The sequence below is a fragment of the Arthrobacter sp. StoSoilA2 genome, from assembly GCF_019977195.1.
Taxonomy (GTDB): domain Bacteria; phylum Actinomycetota; class Actinomycetes; order Actinomycetales; family Micrococcaceae; genus Arthrobacter.
This window is the reverse complement of sequence record NZ_AP024643.1, coordinates 4,652,751-4,668,767: the sequence shown is the minus strand read 5'-3', so window position 1 is coordinate 4,668,767 and position 16,017 is coordinate 4,652,751. Positions and strand designations below refer to the sequence as shown.

Annotated in this window: 15 protein-coding genes; 9 read left to right on the top strand and 6 right to left on the bottom strand. The window is 62.8% G+C overall.

Translation table 11 applies throughout. The annotated features are described in order from the left end of the window. The first annotated feature begins 4 nt into the window (after positions 1 to 4). The 3 genes from LDN82_RS21360 (at position 5) to LDN82_RS21350 (ending at position 1,940) form a co-directional block, all read left to right on the top strand. Positions 5 to 1,075, top strand: coding sequence for an FUSC family protein (locus LDN82_RS21360; RefSeq protein WP_224165772.1), 1,071 nt, complete (start codon positions 5 to 7; stop codon positions 1,073 to 1,075). Positions 1,076 to 1,137: 62 nt separating this feature from the next. Continuing rightward, positions 1,138 to 1,539: a hypothetical protein gene (locus LDN82_RS21355; protein ID WP_224093024.1), complete on the top strand. Its 402-nt coding sequence runs from the start codon at positions 1,138 to 1,140 to the stop codon at positions 1,537 to 1,539. Between the two features lie 140 nt (positions 1,540 to 1,679). After that, on the top strand, positions 1,680 to 1,940 hold the full coding sequence (locus LDN82_RS21350) for a GlsB/YeaQ/YmgE family stress response membrane protein (protein WP_224093026.1): 261 nt from the start codon (positions 1,680 to 1,682) through the stop codon (positions 1,938 to 1,940). 60 nt (positions 1,941 to 2,000) lie between these two features. Here the strand turns inward: LDN82_RS21350 and LDN82_RS21345 are convergent, their stop codons facing one another. Next, positions 2,001 to 2,795, bottom strand: a complete 795-nt coding sequence (locus LDN82_RS21345) for a hypothetical protein (protein ID WP_224165771.1) — start codon at positions 2,793 to 2,795, stop codon at positions 2,001 to 2,003. Continuing rightward, positions 2,785 to 3,468 carry a DNA-binding protein gene (locus tag LDN82_RS21340; RefSeq protein WP_224093029.1) on the bottom strand — a complete coding sequence of 228 codons (684 nt, stop codon included), beginning with the start codon at positions 3,466 to 3,468 and terminating at the stop codon, positions 2,785 to 2,787. The genes LDN82_RS21345 and LDN82_RS21340 overlap by 11 nt, the downstream gene beginning before the upstream one ends. Positions 3,469 to 3,631: 163 nt before the next feature. Here LDN82_RS21340 and LDN82_RS21335 point away from each other — a divergent pair, with 163 nt between their 5' ends. Further along, complete coding sequence (locus LDN82_RS21335) at positions 3,632 to 4,864, top strand: hypothetical protein (RefSeq protein ID WP_224165770.1); 1,233 nt, start codon at positions 3,632 to 3,634, stop codon at positions 4,862 to 4,864. A 29-nt stretch (positions 4,865 to 4,893) separates the two neighbouring features. On the opposite strand, the gene LDN82_RS21330 is transcribed toward LDN82_RS21335, so the two are convergent. Next, entirely contained in the window at positions 4,894 to 5,355 is a 462-nt protein-coding gene (locus LDN82_RS21330) for a hypothetical protein (RefSeq protein ID WP_224093032.1), read from the bottom strand. Continuing rightward, positions 5,352 to 7,757 (bottom strand): nitrate reductase, encoded by a 2,406-nt coding sequence (locus tag LDN82_RS21325; RefSeq protein WP_224165769.1) that lies wholly within the window; start codon positions 7,755 to 7,757, stop codon positions 5,352 to 5,354. Before LDN82_RS21325 ends, LDN82_RS21330 begins: the two co-directional genes overlap by 4 nt. A 250-nt stretch (positions 7,758 to 8,007) precedes the next feature. On the opposite strand from LDN82_RS21325, the gene LDN82_RS21320 reads away from it, so the two are divergent. The 3 genes from LDN82_RS21320 to LDN82_RS21310 all read left to right on the top strand — a co-directional run bounded on the left by LDN82_RS21320 (position 8,008) and on the right by LDN82_RS21310 (position 9,876). Next, on the top strand, positions 8,008 to 8,613 hold the full coding sequence (locus LDN82_RS21320) for a TasA family protein (protein ID WP_224094101.1): 606 nt from the start codon (positions 8,008 to 8,010) through the stop codon (positions 8,611 to 8,613). A 182-nt stretch (positions 8,614 to 8,795) separates the two neighbouring features. After that, positions 8,796 to 9,461 (top strand): signal peptidase I, encoded by a 666-nt coding sequence (locus LDN82_RS21315; protein WP_224165768.1) that lies wholly within the window; start codon positions 8,796 to 8,798, stop codon positions 9,459 to 9,461. Beyond that, the gene (locus LDN82_RS21310; RefSeq protein WP_224165767.1) at positions 9,454 to 9,876 is read left to right on the top strand and encodes an Hpt domain-containing protein; all 423 of its coding nucleotides are present in this window, start codon (positions 9,454 to 9,456) and stop codon (positions 9,874 to 9,876) included. Before LDN82_RS21315 ends, LDN82_RS21310 begins: the two co-directional genes overlap by 8 nt. 13 nt (positions 9,877 to 9,889) lie before the next feature. On the opposite strand, the gene LDN82_RS21305 is transcribed toward LDN82_RS21310, so the two are convergent. Next, a complete protein-coding gene (locus LDN82_RS21305; protein WP_224165766.1) occupies positions 9,890 to 11,158 on the bottom strand; it encodes an aromatic acid/H+ symport family MFS transporter in 1,269 nt (422 codons plus the stop codon). Between the two features lie 164 nt (positions 11,159 to 11,322). On the opposite strand from LDN82_RS21305, the gene LDN82_RS21300 reads away from it, so the two are divergent. After that, a complete protein-coding gene (locus LDN82_RS21300; RefSeq protein WP_224165765.1) occupies positions 11,323 to 12,063 on the top strand; it encodes an IclR family transcriptional regulator in 741 nt (246 codons plus the stop codon). A gap of 110 nt (positions 12,064 to 12,173) precedes the next feature. Then, complete coding sequence (locus LDN82_RS21295; protein WP_224165764.1) at positions 12,174 to 13,361, top strand: 4-hydroxybenzoate 3-monooxygenase; 1,188 nt, start codon at positions 12,174 to 12,176, stop codon at positions 13,359 to 13,361. Positions 13,362 to 13,546: 185 nt separating this feature from the next. On the opposite strand, the gene LDN82_RS21290 is transcribed toward LDN82_RS21295, so the two are convergent. Next, entirely contained in the window at positions 13,547 to 15,961 is a 2,415-nt protein-coding gene (locus tag LDN82_RS21290; RefSeq protein WP_224165763.1) for an HNH endonuclease signature motif containing protein, read from the bottom strand. Positions 15,962 to 16,017 lie beyond the last annotated feature (56 nt).

The window sequence follows — 16,017 nt, the reverse complement described above, 5'->3', positions numbered from 1 at the left end:
CCCCTTGAAGGCTGTAGCGGAAATGTTCATGATGGGTCCGGGAAACAAGGACCATCACCCGGCTCTCCGCTGCGCTGTGGGAGTCTTTGTGCCGCTGATTACGCTGACCCTGATGGGGCGGTTGGACCTGGCGGTGTTTGCCTCGTTCGGTGCGTTTACCGGCATTTATGGCCGCAATGAACCGCACAGCGTGCGCTTCCGAAGCCAAGTGCGTGCCGGTGGTTTCATGCTGCTTATCATTTTGTTGGCGACGCTCATGGCTCGTTCAGCGCAAGCCATTGGCATCGAGGGCGCCGCGTATTCGTGGCTCTTGACTGCTGCGACCACTCTCGTGGCGGGCGCGTGCTCCGTGGTGGTCGCGGCCTGGAGGTTGCGGCCAGGCGGCTCCCTCTTTCACATCTTCGCCTTCGCTGCGATCGCATCCATCCCTGCTCAGCCGCCCTTGTGGGAGGCCATACTGGTCGCGGTAGGGACCACCCTCTTCTGCCTGCTGATCGGCATGTCGTCACGGGTGCTCAAAACTCACAGAACCCCGTGGAAGCGGCCGCCCCGCATCCGCCACACCACGTTGGAACGTCGTGCGATCTGGTTGGAAGGCGGCGGATATCTGATTGCCGCAGGCCTTGCGGGGACCATCGCGACTCTGGTGGGGGAACGGCTCGGCTTCGGCCACACTTATTGGGCCGTGGTTGCGGCGGTGGTTCCATTGGTGGGTCATTCGACGCGCCACCGAGTGAGCCGTGGCATCCAAAGAATCGCCGGAACGGTGATCGGATTGGTGCTGCTTGCCGGCATCCTGTGGCTCAATCCCGCGCCCTGGGCGATGGTCCTGGTGATAGCAGCTTGCCAGTTCGGTGCTGAGATGTTTATCGCCCGCCAGTACCTTGTGGCGCAGATCTTCGTGACTCCGCTTGCCCTGATAGCCACGTTGCTGGCAGCCCCGGTTGATCCCGGCCTCCTGTTGCGGGACCGCATCATCGAAACGGTGATCGGTGCCGCCGTCGGCGTTGCAGTGGTGGTGGCGCCCGCTCTTTGGCGGCGGACGCGTGCAACTGTGCCGGCTGGTTGGACTTAAATCGTAAGTACACATATAACTAGATAGCCAAGATAGTTGCTAGGGATGTGTGGGAGAAGACGATGACAGTCGCACTGCGTGAACCAAGCTCCACACCAGTCGCTGGGAATACCGTGGACCATGCTGCGGAAGGGGTGCTGCCGATGGGGCCCGTCCACTGCGGTTCGCACATGGCAATCTCCGCAGGACCCGGCCATGACTCCATGCAGTGGATCACAGTGGAGCCAATATGGCCGGAGTGGGCATGCGGTTGCGGTTTCAGAATGGACATCGACGCCTTGGACCCGGTCAGCGGTGTGTGGGTCGCAGCACTTCGCCGCCAAAGCCTTCAACATGAGTTGGCCATTTCCCAGAACACACTCGCCCTGGCCTTCAAGAAGGCCGTCGACGCCGGTGTCGAGCCCCGGGCTCTTGCTGAAGTAGCCGGACTGCCGGTTGGGGAGATTGAATCCTTCCTTCAGTAACAGGGGAGCCATAAAAACGTCTGCCCGCCCAGCTGTTGTCGGGATACGTCGCCGCACAAGCGGGCAGCTAGCAATCAGGCCGACCGCGGCACCAAGTATTGGTGCCTGACCGAGGCTTACGTACGAGAAAAGGGAAACAAATGGGAATCATTGGTTGGATTGTTTTGGGTTTGATCGCAGGAGCCATCGCCAAGGCCATCATGCCGGGCAGGCAGGGAGGCGGCTGGATCGCTACGCTCCTGCTGGGAATCGTGGGTGCCGTGTTGGGTGGCTGGATCGGTAGTGCCATCTTCAAGGTTGGCATCAACGAATTCTGGTCGATCTCCACGTGGTTGCTCGCAATCGGAGGTGCGCTGATCGTACTGGTCATCTGGGGACTGGTCACCCGCCGGAAGGCTTGATTCACCGCGCTCCCGGAGGCCCTGACGCGAATGCGTTGGGGCCTCCGTCGTCGGCGCTGTCTACCCAAGGCGCCTAACAGGGAGGCGGTCGGGATTGGCGCAGAGCACCGCAAGGTTGCTGATTGCCCGTGCCCTATCGCCAGGGTCAAGGACCTTCCAGGATTCATGGTCTGGATCGCCGAGGACCCGGTTGAGCCCAAGAATCCGCGAGCGATCACTGCCTCCCATGTCGGCCACAAGTTCCAAGGGCCCGTTAATTGTTGCCAGGAGTGTTGCTGCGTCATCGAGGTGGCGGCCCCTTTCCCGCGAATCCTCCTGATACGCAGCGCCTTTGAGGACCAGCGCGCCCAGTGCGTTCGGGATGCTTATGGACACCGGACCCCGATGGTCCACGAAGACCCGGCAGTCTACTGTTCGCCGGAGGGCTTGGGTCCCACCCGTCACCTGAAAGACTTTGCGGCCTCCTATACGGGGAACCAATCCGGGTACAAGATGGTCGGCAACCATGAGGTCGATCTGCTCATTACCGCGAAGGAAACGATGTGCGGGGCTATCGCCATTGATGGATTGCCTGGGCGAGTAGTCGAGTGAACGGAGCACTGACGCGACGCCGGGCATGGTTGCCGCGCCGGTTTCCATGTGAAGGATGATGTCGACGTCAGTGGTCGGCCGCGAAACGGTTAGACCCGCTACGGCGGAGTGCAGTTGGACCATAAGTCCCCCAACCAGCGTCCACTGATCAGAAGGCAACGCGCGGGCCAGTTCAGCGCATTGGGGCCACGGCCGGCCCCAGCCACCCGCGGGCGGCGAAGCCTCCCACTGCACTCGTTCCGTCACACGATGGTCATCGTCCACTAAAAAGCTCCTTCAGAACACGGAGTCCAGCGCTGCGCTCACGGGTGACCGAGGACTCCAACAGGTCCAAGGCAATGGCCGCCAGCGGGACTCGCCCTGTAAACGCCTGGCTGGTGGTGACTTCCCGCAGCACTACGTTGCCCTCCCGATCGTCGATTAGTCCGTACGCTTCCTTAAGTGCACCTGCATCGCCGGACATGACGTAACCATCCACAATTCCCCCACCACCAGTGAGACCAAAGCGTTGGCCAACGTTCTGGTCCGCCATGGCCGCGGCACCAGTGGGAAGGACATGGTCCCTTAGCCGTTGGACCACATCGGCCGTGGCTCTATATCGATGCACGCCCGCCCGCCTGCGCGCCAGAATGGGCAATTCGGCCGGTTCCATACGGCTCAGTTTGCGTCGCAGCCGAGAAAGTTGGGTGGAGTCAACCCACTCCACCCCGTTTTCCCCGGAAAGCAGGAGGAGCGCGGTCCAGGCATTCGCCTCAGTCCATGGCCGGCCATGGCGTGTGCCTTCGCGGGCCAATCGCTCCACAGAGGCGGCGTCCAGCAGGATGGCCCGGCCAACGACACCTGAGTTGATCAGTTGACCGGTGCCGATCAACTTACGGACAGCTACCTGCGTAATGCCCAATCGCGCCGCGGCCTGGGCAGTAGTTACGTGGCTCATACACTAACGTTCTCTCGAAGAAACGTTAGTGTCAACGGGAAGCTCTTCTATCGGAATACTCCCGGTCACAAATCCCCCGCAACAACACGAATGGGGCCGCTCTGGAAAGCTCGGATACGCTGCTTTCGAGTTACACCACATCGCACGCTAAGGGTTATCAACGATGCTCACCTCAGCTGTCGATGGCGCGCCCCGCCGTCGGCCGGGTCCTGCCCCGAAGAAGAATGCAACTGAACTTGGCGCCCTCGGGACAGCATTGGGCGCGTTGGCTTCGGTCATCCTCGCGGGAGTGCTCGCACTTGTCCTCCACACGCTCGCGCAGCAATCGCCACGGCTCGGCCCTGCGTTCCAGGGCTGGGCTGCATCAGCCACCAACTCCCCTTTCGCAGCGGTCAGGTGGTTCCTTGGCGACATGACTGAGCCCCTGTTCTACAAATCCGAGTTGGCGGCATGCGGATTGCTTGCCGGGGCTTTGTTGGCGTGGTGGGCTGGCCGGCGGGCCAAGAATTGGTCGGGTCAGCTGACGTATGGCACCGGACTGTGGCCGTGGGTGCTGGCCTCGACGTCGCTTAGCCTGCTGTTCTCCAACGTAGTTTTCGGCCGGTTGCTCGACGACGGATGGCAGCCCACGTTCGTGCCTTTAGTTTGCGTGGCCCCGGCAATTGTCCTGATGTATGGACCCGGTTGGCGGACCTGCGTGACCGGAGCTGTACTCGGCGCCTTCACCGTCACGCCGTTGGCGTTGCTGCTGATCCCAACGCTCACTGCGCCGCTGGGACTGCCGCCCGTGGTGGCGAACGTCCTTGCGATGTCCCTGGGATCAGTACTGGCTTTCCTCATCGCCCGGAAATTGCCTTGGCTTGTCCTACGGAAACCGGCTCCGCAGACGCAACCCATCCAGCCGCCGTCGGGCGTTAACCGTGTTCTTACGGACGCAGCGTGGGCGGCGCGCCGGGTCCTCGCCGACTTCACCGAGACCCATTTCTTCGCCAACGCGCTCGCCAGTGCGGGCATGATCCTTGGCGCCGGAATGGCATTCGTGCTGAATCCTGCGCTGCCCGGGTACGGTTCCAACCTGGTTCCGCACATCCTGTTCGCGCAGGCCCTCACCTCGGCCATCGGCGTGGTTCTTTGGCGCGGCTGGTTCAGCAACGGTGGGTGGGCGGCCACCTACGCCTCACTCGTCTCAGTGGCGCCTGCCGCCGTGCTAGCCTACGACGGCTCGTGGTGGAGCATCATCGGCGGCGCATTGCTTGGAGCGGTGCTGGCCCCTCCCATTGCCAGGGCGATTTCGGCCCAGCTGCCGGAGGGCTACCATCCGGTCATCGGCAACACCGCGGCCATGGCCATTTCGACGGCGGTCACCCTCCCGATCCTGGGGCTGCTGCCCCACTGACCCAGTCTGCTGGTGAGTCCTCTACTGACTTAGTCTGCGACCAGAAGCGCCTGCGGCGCTGCCTGCTTCATACGGGTTTGCAGCCAACTGAGCTGGACTTCCGTCTCTTTGTGGCATTGCTCGACGACGGCGAGCAGCCCGGCGTCGCGAAGTGCAGATCCGGCTTGATTCACCACAGTCCACGTGACGTCAACCAAGCTCGCCAGCAGATACAGGTCCTGCAGGTCGCGAAGGAGGCCGACAGGGCCGCTCCGGGTTTCTGACAAGCCGTCGGCGTGGAGCCGCTCGGGCTCGTGGTCGGATGTGTCCTTCCCGTATCGCTGCACAAGGGGGAGGAGGAGTTCCCCGTGCTTGTCGCACTGCTTGGCCAAAGTCTGGCAGAGGAAATGTATGTCAGGCTCCGAGCCGTGGCCATCAGAGACTTGCCGGAAAGACGTAGCCAGGGTCGCTTCACCCTGATGCAGTAAACCCAGGTAGATGTTGAGGTTCATTGTTGTTGTCCTGCCTGCCTTGAAGCGGTGGTGTTGGGCGCCGGAGCCGGTCCATCACCGTCACGGATTTTCTCTACTTTCACCGCCGCATTCTTGAAAAGCGGTTGCTTTGACACCGGATCCCACTCGGTAATGGTGAGCTCGTTGGCTGCAGTCTTCTGCGAATCCTTGGGAGAATCATCCGGGCTGGAGGGTGCGGTCGAGTCCCAGTATCCATAGTGGAAAGGTGCGAAAACTGTGCCCGGCCGGACGCCACTGACTCGAGCCGGGGCCTCAATCAGACCTCGCCGCGACGATACGCGGACGATGTCGCCCTCCTTGATCCCCAGCGCTGAAGCGTCTTCGACCGAGAGCTCCACCCACATCCGTGGCGCCGCCGCGTTCAGCGTCCTGGCACGTCCCGTCTTGGTCCGTGTGTGGAAGTGATACGCCGTCCGACCGGTTGTGTACCGGAGCGGGTAGTCGTCGTCCGGTTCTTCGTGCGGTGGATGGTACTTGGTTGTTTTGAGCCAGGCGCGGCCCTTGGGCATTTTGGCGCGGTACGGTTCCGGCTCCACTTCGGCCCCTGTCAAGAGGTCGTGACCGTAGTTCTCGCAGTAGTCAGGATCGCTGGGAAAAACCCCGTCCGTATAGAGGCGTGTGGTGCCATCCGGGTTTTGCTCATTGCAGGGCCAAGGGATCCCGCTGCCGCCACGGAGTTTCGAGTAACTCAGTCCGGTGTAGTCGCAAGGACGCCCGCGCGAGCATTCTTTCCAAGCTTCGAAGGCGTCCTCCGGACCCTCCCACGTCAACAAGGGCGTGCCGTCCAAGGTGGTGAAGCCCATTCGGTTGGAGTAGTCCAGGAAAATATCCAGATCGCTGCGGGCGTCCCCGGGCGGGTCCACGGCTTTGTCAGAGATATGGACGACGCGCGAAGCGTTGGTGAATGTTCCTGTCTTTTCGCCCCAAGCGGCGGCGGGGAGGACGACGTCGGCCATGCTGGCGGTTTCGGTGAGGTACAGATCCTGCACCACCAGGAACAGTTCCGGCTTGGCCAGGATTGCCCGTATCCGGGGCAGCTCCGGCAGGGAGACCGCAGGGTTCGTAGCCGAGACCCAGAGGAAATTAATGGATCCTTGCTCGGCGTAGCGGAAGATTTGCATGGCATGGGTTGGCGGTGCCCAGTGGGGGATGATCGCGGGATCCACGTTCCACAGGGAGGCCAGTTCTTCAACGTGTTTCGGGTTGTGCCAATTACGGAAGCCCGGGAGGTCGCCGTCGGCCCCGCATTCGCGGTTGTTTTGCGCCGTCGGCTGCCCGTTCATCTGTAGTAGGCCGGCTCCGGGTCGGCCGAGCATGCCGCGCAGCAGATGGAGATTATTGACCTGGCAGGAGGAAGCCGTGGCCTGTGACGATTGGTAGAAGCCCTGTAAAACGGTGGACAGTACCCGATCCGAGGTGCCGAAGATGCGGGCGGCCTTCCTGATGTCGTGGGCGCTGACGCCGCACACCTCGGCAGCAGCCTCGGGCGTCCATTCCTCCACAGTGGATTTCAGCTCGTCGTAGCCGAGTGTGTGTTCCTGGATGTAGGTGGGGTCCTCCCAGCCGTTGTGCAGGACTTCCCGGACCAGGGCGTGCATGAGCGCAAGATTGGTGCCGGGCCGCACCGCCAGGTGCACGTCGGCAAAGCGCGCGGCCTCCGTATTTCTGGGGTCGACGCACACCAGTTTGGGCGGTGTGGGTCCTGACAGGCGGTCCAGGATGCGAGCCCAGAGGACGGTCTGGGTTTCGGGCATGTTGTGGCCGTAAAGGAAAATTGCATCGCAATTGTCGATGTCCTCGTAGGCGCCTGGCTGTCCGTCTGCTCCGAAGGTTTCCTTGAGCGCGGACGCCGCTGTCGCGGTGCACAGACGGGTGTTTCCATCCATGTGGGGTGTCCCGATACCAGCCTTCCCAATCACGCCCAGGGCGTAGTACTCCTCAAGGAACAGTTGGCCGCTGGTGTAGAAGCCATGGCTGAGGGGGCCCTTCTCCTTCAAGAGTTGCTTGCTGCGTTCCACGATCCGCTTCATGGCCGTGTCCCAATCAGTTGGGACTAATTCGCCGCCTTCGCGGATCAATGGATGCGTGAGGCGGTCCTTGTTCGAGACGCCTTGCCAGCTTGCGAAGAGTCCTTTCGGCCCAAGGCGTCCCTTGTTGATGCGGTCTTCCGCACGGCCACGAATGCCAACCATGACCCCGTCCTTGACGGCAATATCGCAGCCGCAGCCGTTGCTGCACAGCACGCAAGCGGATTGGACCCAATGGTCAACATCGCCCTCAGTGAGGCCTTCCTGGAGGGCGTAATCCACGCGGGAAGGCCACTCAGCTTCTCGCTCAAACGGAGTCCTTGTGCCCCATATATCAGTAATGCGATCCACCATGATCCCACCTCTGTGTTTAGCTTTGACCCTTCGTTACAGGATTATCAGGTTGCTTATTATCAGTCCAGAGTGCCTGGCATGGGGTGGGAAACGGAACAAAGACCCTTGATCTTTTCCTGAGCAAGTGTTGATGGATTGCAGGAGTGGTTCTTGATCCTGGCCCGGCACAGTGGTTCTTGTCAGCCACTCAGGGCTGGCACAGGAAACGGCCGGCCGGCAGCGGTGGCCTCCCGAAAGGACACTGATTCCCATGGCCATCAGCCTCAAGACCACCTCCGGCAAGGTCCTCGCTTCCGTCGCACTGCTCGGCACCGCAGCCGCCGTCGCCGGCATGGGAACCTACGGCGCGTTCACCTCCTCCACCTCGGCCAGCCAGCAAGTCACCGCCGGCACCGTCACCATCGCCCTGGGCACCGGAGCGAACAACACCCTCAACGTCCCCGTCGCGGGCCTGCTGCCCGGAGACAAAGTCGAAAAGCTCGTCACCCTGGCCAACACCGGCAACTCGGACTTGAACAACGTCACCCTCACCACCTCCGCCGGCGCCACCGCCTCACTGCTCACCACCGACGTCACCAACGGCCTGCAGCTGACCATCGAGAACTGCTCCGTCGCCTGGACCGGCGCCGCAGCCCCCTACACCTGCACCGGCACCAAAACCACCGTCATGGCCGCCGCCCCGGTGATCACCGCGAACAAGGTCCTGAACAACCTGACCGCCCTGGCCCCGGCCAAAACCGACTACCTCAAAGTCACCACCGCGTTCCCCACCACCGCGAACGACACCTTCCAAGGCGCCACCAGCACCATCGCCTTCGCCTTCACCGGCACCCAACGCACCGAAACCACCAAGTAACACCAGTAGAACCACCCAGTTTCACCACAGAGCCCCGCCGGGCCTGGTCGGGCGCCCCCCTGCCCGATCAGGTCCGCCGGTATTTCCTGAGCCAGACTTGAGGATTTCCCGCAGGAAGCCTGAGCCGTATAGCCCAGACTTTCAATCAGAAGATAACCAACACCGGAAGGAACGCCAGGACCATGAGCGCACTGACCAGCATCAGCGGAACCGCACTCAAGGGCCGGCGTTCAGCAGCGGCACTGACGGCGACCGCCGTCGAGACCCCCGCGAAAGCCGCTGCGTTCCGCCGTATCGCTGCTAAAACGATGAAATTCCTCGGTTTCGCGATGCTGGCTATGGCGGCCTTGGTTTTCCTCTTCCTGGCAATCGGGCCACGCATCCTGGGCTACCAAACCTCCACGATGCTGACAGGATCGATGGCGCCGTTGATCAACCCGGGTGACGTCGTCGTCACCGTTCCAACGCCAATCGCCGACGTCAAGGTGGGCGACATCATCACCTACCACATTCCCGTGGAAGACCAGCGGGTGGAGACGCATCGCATCACTGAGATCACCACTACGGCCGATGGTGGTGTGGCTGTCCAGACCAAGGGCGATGCGAATAATGGCATCGATCCGTGGATCGCCACCCTGCAGGGCGAAACCGTGGATAAGCAGATCGCGACCATCCCTTACGTCGGGAACGCCATCCGTGCCCTCCGCGAACCACTCGTCCTGAACGTCCTGATGTACGGTGCGCCCGGCATCCTGGTCATCGGGATGCTCGCCTCCATCTGGAGCAGGGACCCCAACAAATCGACGCCGGAAGACGCCGCGCAGCCACAAACGGCCAGCCATGACTGACGAGGCAGATGGTCAGGTTCCGGCTCTGGAACCGTGCAGGTTGCAGGCCTTGGCCGATGAGATGGGAGACCCCACCCCGGCCTTGCGCTTCCTCTCCACTTACCTTTCGATGTTGCCGGGCAGACTATTGAGAATCTCAAACGGCCTCTGCCAACACGACGCCGATGCCAGCATGGACGCCGTGCTGAGCCTCAAGATCTCCTCGGCAATGGTGGGTGCGCTTGAGACAGAGGACCAGTGCAAGGCCATCGAGTCGATGATCCGTCAGGAACACTTCGACTACGCCGTCCAGGCACTCCCGGCGCTCCGGCAATACACCGATCGCTGCTACGCGGCCGGACCGCAACTCCTGGGCAAGGCCCGCGAGTCGCTTCACCCACAGCCCGGAAAGTTGGACGGGCAGCGGAGCACCTAGCGTCGTGCCTCGGTTACCGTTCTCCCGCTGGCACGGGCTCAGGACTTTTGACCTGATGGGGCACCAGGAACAGCGCTGCGACAGCCAAAAGTCCCGCTGCGGCGAACACGTAGAAGCCGGCCGGGTAGGCAATGTTTGCGGCCACCAGGGTTCCAGTCACGGCAGGACCAACGATCGCACCAAGGCGTCCGACGCCGGCAGCGAACCCGAGTGCCGTTCCCCGGAGCCGCGCCGGAAACAGCTGACTGACCCATGCGTAAACCAGAACCTGCGAGCTGAAGACGAATACGCCAGTGACAAACACCGCGGCGTTGAGCAGGAACTCACTTTGGATCTTCACGCTGAGGATGGCCAGGAACACTGCGGAAAGCCCGAACCACAGCAGCACTATCTTCTTGGTTCCGTGCCGGTCGGCAAGAATTCCGGCCAGAACGAGGCCGGCCACGGCGCCGAGGTTGAGGACCAGCAGCAGCGTCAGGCCCGTGCTCACGGTGTAGCCCGCGGCTGCCATCAACTGCGGCAACCAAGTGTTCAAGCCATAAACCAGCAACAATCCCATGAACGACGCGATGCCAATGCCCACGGCCACCAGCGGATAGGGCTTCTGCAGCAGGTCGCGGAACCCGGTCTTTTGCTTGCCTTCCGTGGAATGCGCGACGCCGGTAGCCGCCTTTGTTGTTTCGTCCACCTTCGCGGGTGCTGCTTCAGGAAGTGACTCCGGCAATTTCGCCCACAGGAATGGCAGGAGTGCCAGCCCGGCAACGCCGCCAATGACAAACATGAGGCGCCAGTCAGGGACAACAAGGATGGCCAGGAACGCGGTGGCCACAGCGCCTACGTGGTAGCCGGTCATAGTCCGCGTGGTCGACTTTCCGGCTGAGCCCGCCGGTGCGTAATCGTTCATGTACGCAAGGGCGGCGGGGAGGCAGGCGCCCAGCCCGAGGCCTGCCAGCAGGCGCAGTATGGAGAAGACCGCCACGTTGGGAGCGAACGCGACTCCGATCGTGAAGAGCGAGAAGCCGGCCACGCAGGCGATCAAGAGCTTCCGCCGGCCGAACTTATCGGATAGCGGGGCGATAAAGAGTGCGCCGAGCCCCACGCCTACCAGGGAAATAGTTGCAGCGAAGGTGGCTCCAACGGCATCGAAGCCTATGTCGCCGGTTTTGATGAGCGTCGGGATGACCGACCCCAGGACCACCAGGTCGAAGCCGTCCAAGACCATGGCTAACCAACACAGCCAGACTGGCCATTGTGAGCGGCGGGCAGATGGCATCGTTGGCATAGTGTCCTCGGGAGTTCTCTTTGGGAATGGAAAGTGGCCAGCAGAACGGCCGGTCGGTTATGAGAGTTGTATCACCGGCGGGAGTAATCTGAAGCACGTTCTACCATTGAATGGAAGAGGCCCCCGCGGGGTCGGGTAGGGGAGCGGCAGCAAAGGAGCGCATCGTGGCCAACTCAGCATCAGGTGATTCCGTGGTGGATCGCGTAGTCCGGGTCATTGAAGCCTTTCCTGAAGGTGCCACCTCCCTGCAACTGACCGAACTCGCCGACAGGTCCGGCCTCCCGTTGTCGTCCGCCCACCGTCTGGTCCGTCAACTCTCCGAGCATGGCCTGCTGGAACTGGGTGCTGGCGGGAGCGTTCGGCTCGGCCTCCGATTGTGGGAACTCGTCAACAGAAATTCGCCCACCCTCGCACTCCGTCAAGCGGCCATGCCCTTCATGGAGGATATTCAGCAAGTCTTGAACCAGAACGTGAACCTGGCAGTCCTTGAGGGCTGGGAGGCGCTGTTTGTGGAGCGGCTTTCGCGCCGAGGATCGGTCGCCAACCGAGCACGCGTCGCCGGACGCATGCCGGTCCACATATCCTCCGCCGGCCTGGCGCTGATGGCACACCAGTCCCGGGAATTGCAGGCGCAGTACCTCGAACAGTTCCACGACCCGGAAGGAAAGGTGACTTCCGACGTCGTACGCCACCTGTTGGCTGAGGCCGGGCAGCTGGGCTATGCGCAATTGGCTGGAGTCGTTGATCCGGACACGTGGGGCATCGCCGTGCCCGTGATGAACGGCAAGAGGCGAGCGGTCGCGGCCCTTGGCGTGGTGGTGCCCTTGGCTGAGATGCGCCTGCAGGCGCTTGTTCCGGCGTTGCAAACCGCTGCTAGAGGAATAGGGCGGCAGCTCAGGGACTAATGTAGACCTTCCGTTCAACGGAATTCATGTAACACCCGTCACGCAGTACCCGCCACACTGATTCCAGACTCATCCCGTCCCGGCGGGACCGCAACGAAGCGAGGAACACCATGGCACGTACAACCGTCACCACTCAAGTCGCCATTATGGGTGCAGGACCCGCAGGGCTCATGCTCTCCCACTTGCTGGCCAAGCAAGGCATCGAATCCGTAGTGGTGGAGGTCCGCAGCCGGGAACAAATCCACCAAACAGTTCGCGCAGGCATCCTGGAACACGGTACCGTCAACCTGCTCGTGGACTCCGGCGTCTCAGACCGGGTGCTGCGCGAAGGTGACCGGCACGATGGCATCGAGTTGCGGTTCAATGGCGAAAGCCACCGCATCAACTTCAAGGAGCTGGTGGGTGAATCCGTGTGGCTGTACCCACAAACAGACGTTTTCGCCGACCTCGCTGCGCGACGCGAGGCGGACGACGGCGACGTTCGATACAGCGTCACGGACACCACTGTCCACGATCTCGAGGGCAAACCGAAAGTTTGGTTCACCGATTCCGACGGTCAGGAGTTCGAGATCCAGGCCGACTTCCTCGTTGGCGCTGACGGGTCCCGCAGCCACTGCCGCTTCCAGATCCCCGAAGCAAACCGAAAGTGGTTCTTCCACGAATACCCGTTCGCGTGGTTCGGCATCCTGGCCCAAGCTCCACGCAGCTCCGACGAGCTCATCTATGCCAACTCCGAGCATGGTTTCGCCTTGATCAGCCAGAGGACCGAGACAGTGCAGCGCATGTACTTCCAGTGCGATCCCAAGGAAAACGTCGCCGACTGGGACGACGAACGCATCTGGTCCGAGTTCCGCAAACGCGTAAACGGTAATGGCTTTGAGCTTAACGAAGGCCCTGTCCTGGAAAAGATGGTCCTACCGTTCCGGAGCTTCGTCCACACTCCTATGCGCCACGGCAATCTTTTCCTTGCCGGCGATGCAGCACACACCGTCCCGCCCACCGGCGCCAAGGGCCTAAACCTCGCGATACACGACGTGAAGGTCTTGTTCGAAGGCTTCGACTCCTTCTATTCCAACGGTTCCTCCACACTGCTGGATTCCTACAGCGACCGCGCCCTGGACCGAGTTTGGAAGGCACAGCATTTCTCTTACTGGATGACCTCCATGCTGCATACCGTTCCCGGCGCCGACGACTTTGACCGCGCCCGCCAGCTGGGCGAGCTGCACTCTGTGGTCTCGTCGGAGCACGCCAAGGCATACCTGGCTGAGTCGTACACGGGCTGGCCGACGTCGCGGTAAGGCTTCGTCGCGGCTGGCTTTAGGGTCGCGGGCCCGGCTTATGTCGCAGGCTCAGCTTAGGGTCGAGGCGTAATTTAGGAGCGCTCGACGGCGGGCGGTCACCCTGTGGCGAGACAGTCACCCTTGTGGCGAGGCCGGTCACCCTTGTGGCGAGGCAGCAGAGCGCAATTGGACGCGGCGGACTCTTATGTTCTGAGGGGTGTGTGGTGGTGGTTGCGTCGGGGTGTTTGTTTGGGGTCGATGTGGGGTGGCGGGATGAACCACGGAACCCCTGTTGTGATGTCGATGCGCCAGTCTTCTTTGTGGATGAGGTGGTGGTGGTGGCTGCAGAGCAGGGTGCCGTTGTTGGTTGACGTGGTGCCGCCGTGTGACCAGTAGGTGATGTGGTGGGCTTCGCACCAGGGGGCGGGCATGGTGCAGTCGGGGAACGCGCAGCCTTGGTCCCGGGCGGTGATGGCTTTGCGGATGTGGGGCGGGAAGATCCGAGTGGTGCGCCCGATGTCCAGGACGCGGGATTCGCTGCCGAGCAGGACGGGGAGGATGTCGGCGTCGCAGGCGATTTTGCGGATGGTGTTGGGGTGCATCGGGCCGGCGAAGGTGGCGGAGCCGGAGCTGAGCCGGGGGTGTTGCGGTCCAGGCCCAGGCCGTGTGGTCTGGGTGGCGGCTGCGCCGGGTGGGGAGGCGGCTGCGCCGTGTGGTGTTGCGGTTGCACCGGGCGGTGTGGCTGCGCCGGGACGGGGGTCTTCCGTTCCAGGCCCAGGTCGTGTGGTCTGGGTGGCGGCTGCGCCGTGTGGTGTGGGGGCTGCGCCGGGCGGGGCGGTGCGGGTGAGTTGTTGGAAGAGGTCGTGGTGGTTGATGGTGACGGTGACTTGGGGGCGGAGTCCGCCGTTGGCTGGCAGTTTCCCGGTGGTCAGTGCCACGCCGCAGGCTCCGACGAGGCCGTCGAGGAGTTTCTGGGCCCGGGAACGCCGGTCCAGGTCCGGCCCCGTTGGTTCGCTCCCGCGGTCACTGCCGTGGACGGTTCCGGGTGCCTGACCGTCGACGTTCCCGTCGACGCTCTCGTTGGTTTCCCCGGTGACGTTGCCTTCGCCGGTGGCTGCGTTGGTTCCGGTGGCTCCGTTGGCTCCGGTGGCTGTGGTGGTTGCGGTGGTTGCGGTGGTGAGTCGGGGGTTGGTGGCGGTGTTCATGGCGGTGGTGAGTGTTTCGTATTGTTCGGTGGTGGCGAAGATTTCCAGGTGGTGCAGTCCGTGGCGGGGTTTGCGGATGAAGGTGCCTTGGAGTTGGCGGAGGATTTCTTCGCTGGGTTCCGGGCCGTCCTGGTCGATCAGGTCGTTCCAGCGTTTGGTCATTTTCAGGACGAAGTCGGGGTCGGACCCGGCGGCGGTGCGGGTGAGGGCGTGTTCCATCCGGGTGAGGGTTTCTTCGTCGGTGAGGAGCCGTACTTTGTCCAGGGCGGCGCTGATGATGCTCGCGGACCGGGTGGGTATTTGTGTGGATTCGAGGGCTTGGGCGAGGATTTCGCGGCGGGCCGGGATGTATTGCCCGGCGATTCCGGTCCCGGGGAGGACCTGGGAGGCCAGGGCGAGCCGGCGCCGGGCTTCGCTGATGCCGATCCGCAAACGGGCCCGCAGGAATTCCGCGGCGTTGCGGTAGCCATCATCGGCCACCGCAGCAGCGTCCGCCACCGCAGCAGCGTCCGCCACCGCAGCAGCGTCCGCCGCAGCAGCAGCACCGAACCCAGCAGAAGTATTGAAGCCAGCAGCGGTGGCGGATCCAGTAGCAGTATTGAAGCCAGCAGCGGCGGCGGATCCGCCGGCAGTGGAGAAGCCAGCAACGGCGGCGGATCCAGCAGCAGTATCGGATCCTGCAGCTGTGGCTGTGGCGGTGGCGGGATTTGGTCCTGTGGGTGTGGGGTTGGTCCAGCCTGTCTGCCATCCCGTGCCCGCCGCGGAGGAGGGCCGTGCCTGCTGGGCCTGGGTACGGGTCCGTTCCACGGCGTGCGCCGCGATGACCTGCAGGTATTCCACGGTGCGGGCGATCTCCTCCACCCGCCCGGCGAACCCCGCGGCTTCGGCAAACCCGAACCCCGGGGCACCGGCCACGGTGACGGAACGCAGACTTTCCAAGGCCCCAACGCTGTCCGCCAGCGCATCCCCAAGTCCGAGCGCATCCCCAAGTCCGAGTGCATCCCCAAGTCCCGGCGCACCCTCAATTCCCGCGGAACGGCCGATTCCCAAGGAACCGCCCAGTCCTGGGGAAACAGGGCTGACTTCAGAATCGACCCTAATTCCTGGATCGACTTCAACTTCAGGATCGACCCCAAGGCCGGCGAAGGGCAGTGGTTCCAGGCCGTGAACAGGCTCGCCTTCACGGTCCATTTCACTAAGGGTGGCGAAGGATTTCGGTTCAATGCCGCGAAGCAGCGCCATGGCCCTGAGCTTCTCCGAATCGCCGCTTGCCGCAGCCGACGCCGTCGGGCTTTCACAGCCGGCATGGCCGCTGGCAGGACCGGCGTGGCTTCCTCGGGGAAGGCCCGGGGGGCGCATCGCGACGCCAGGCATCGCTGCCCGACGCGCCATGATTTCCCCAATGCTTCCCATGAATAAACCCTCTCACCAGGGTCTGACATTTTTAGGAAGCAGTGCCGCTGCCCTTG

Bases quoted from the DNA above. Each gene is read 5' to 3' on its own strand.
- LDN82_RS21350 (WP_224093026.1), top strand. From the start codon at position 1,680: ATGGGAATCATTGGTTGGATTGTTTTGGGTTTGATCGCAGGAGCCATC.
- LDN82_RS21315 (WP_224165768.1), top strand. From the start codon at position 8,796: ATGAGCGCACTGACCAGCATCAGCGGAACCGCACTCAAGGGCCGGCGT.
- LDN82_RS21290 (WP_224165763.1), bottom strand. From the start codon at position 15,961: ATGGGAAGCATTGGGGAAATCATGGCGCGTCGGGCAGCGATGCCTGGC.
- LDN82_RS21335 (WP_224165770.1), top strand. From the start codon at position 3,632: ATGCTCACCTCAGCTGTCGATGGCGCGCCCCGCCGTCGGCCGGGTCCT.
- LDN82_RS21340 (WP_224093029.1), bottom strand. From the start codon at position 3,468: ATGAGCCACGTAACTACTGCCCAGGCCGCGGCGCGATTGGGCATTACG.
- LDN82_RS21320 (WP_224094101.1), top strand. From the start codon at position 8,008: ATGGCCATCAGCCTCAAGACCACCTCCGGCAAGGTCCTCGCTTCCGTC.
- LDN82_RS21325 (WP_224165769.1), bottom strand. From the start codon at position 7,757: ATGGTGGATCGCATTACTGATATATGGGGCACAAGGACTCCGTTTGAG.
- LDN82_RS21355 (WP_224093024.1), top strand. From the start codon at position 1,138: ATGACAGTCGCACTGCGTGAACCAAGCTCCACACCAGTCGCTGGGAAT.
- LDN82_RS21330 (WP_224093032.1), bottom strand. From the start codon at position 5,355: ATGAACCTCAACATCTACCTGGGTTTACTGCATCAGGGTGAAGCGACC.
- LDN82_RS21310 (WP_224165767.1), top strand. From the start codon at position 9,454: ATGACTGACGAGGCAGATGGTCAGGTTCCGGCTCTGGAACCGTGCAGG.
- LDN82_RS21295 (WP_224165764.1), top strand. From the start codon at position 12,174: ATGGCACGTACAACCGTCACCACTCAAGTCGCCATTATGGGTGCAGGA.
- LDN82_RS21305 (WP_224165766.1), bottom strand. From the start codon at position 11,158: ATGCCAACGATGCCATCTGCCCGCCGCTCACAATGGCCAGTCTGGCTG.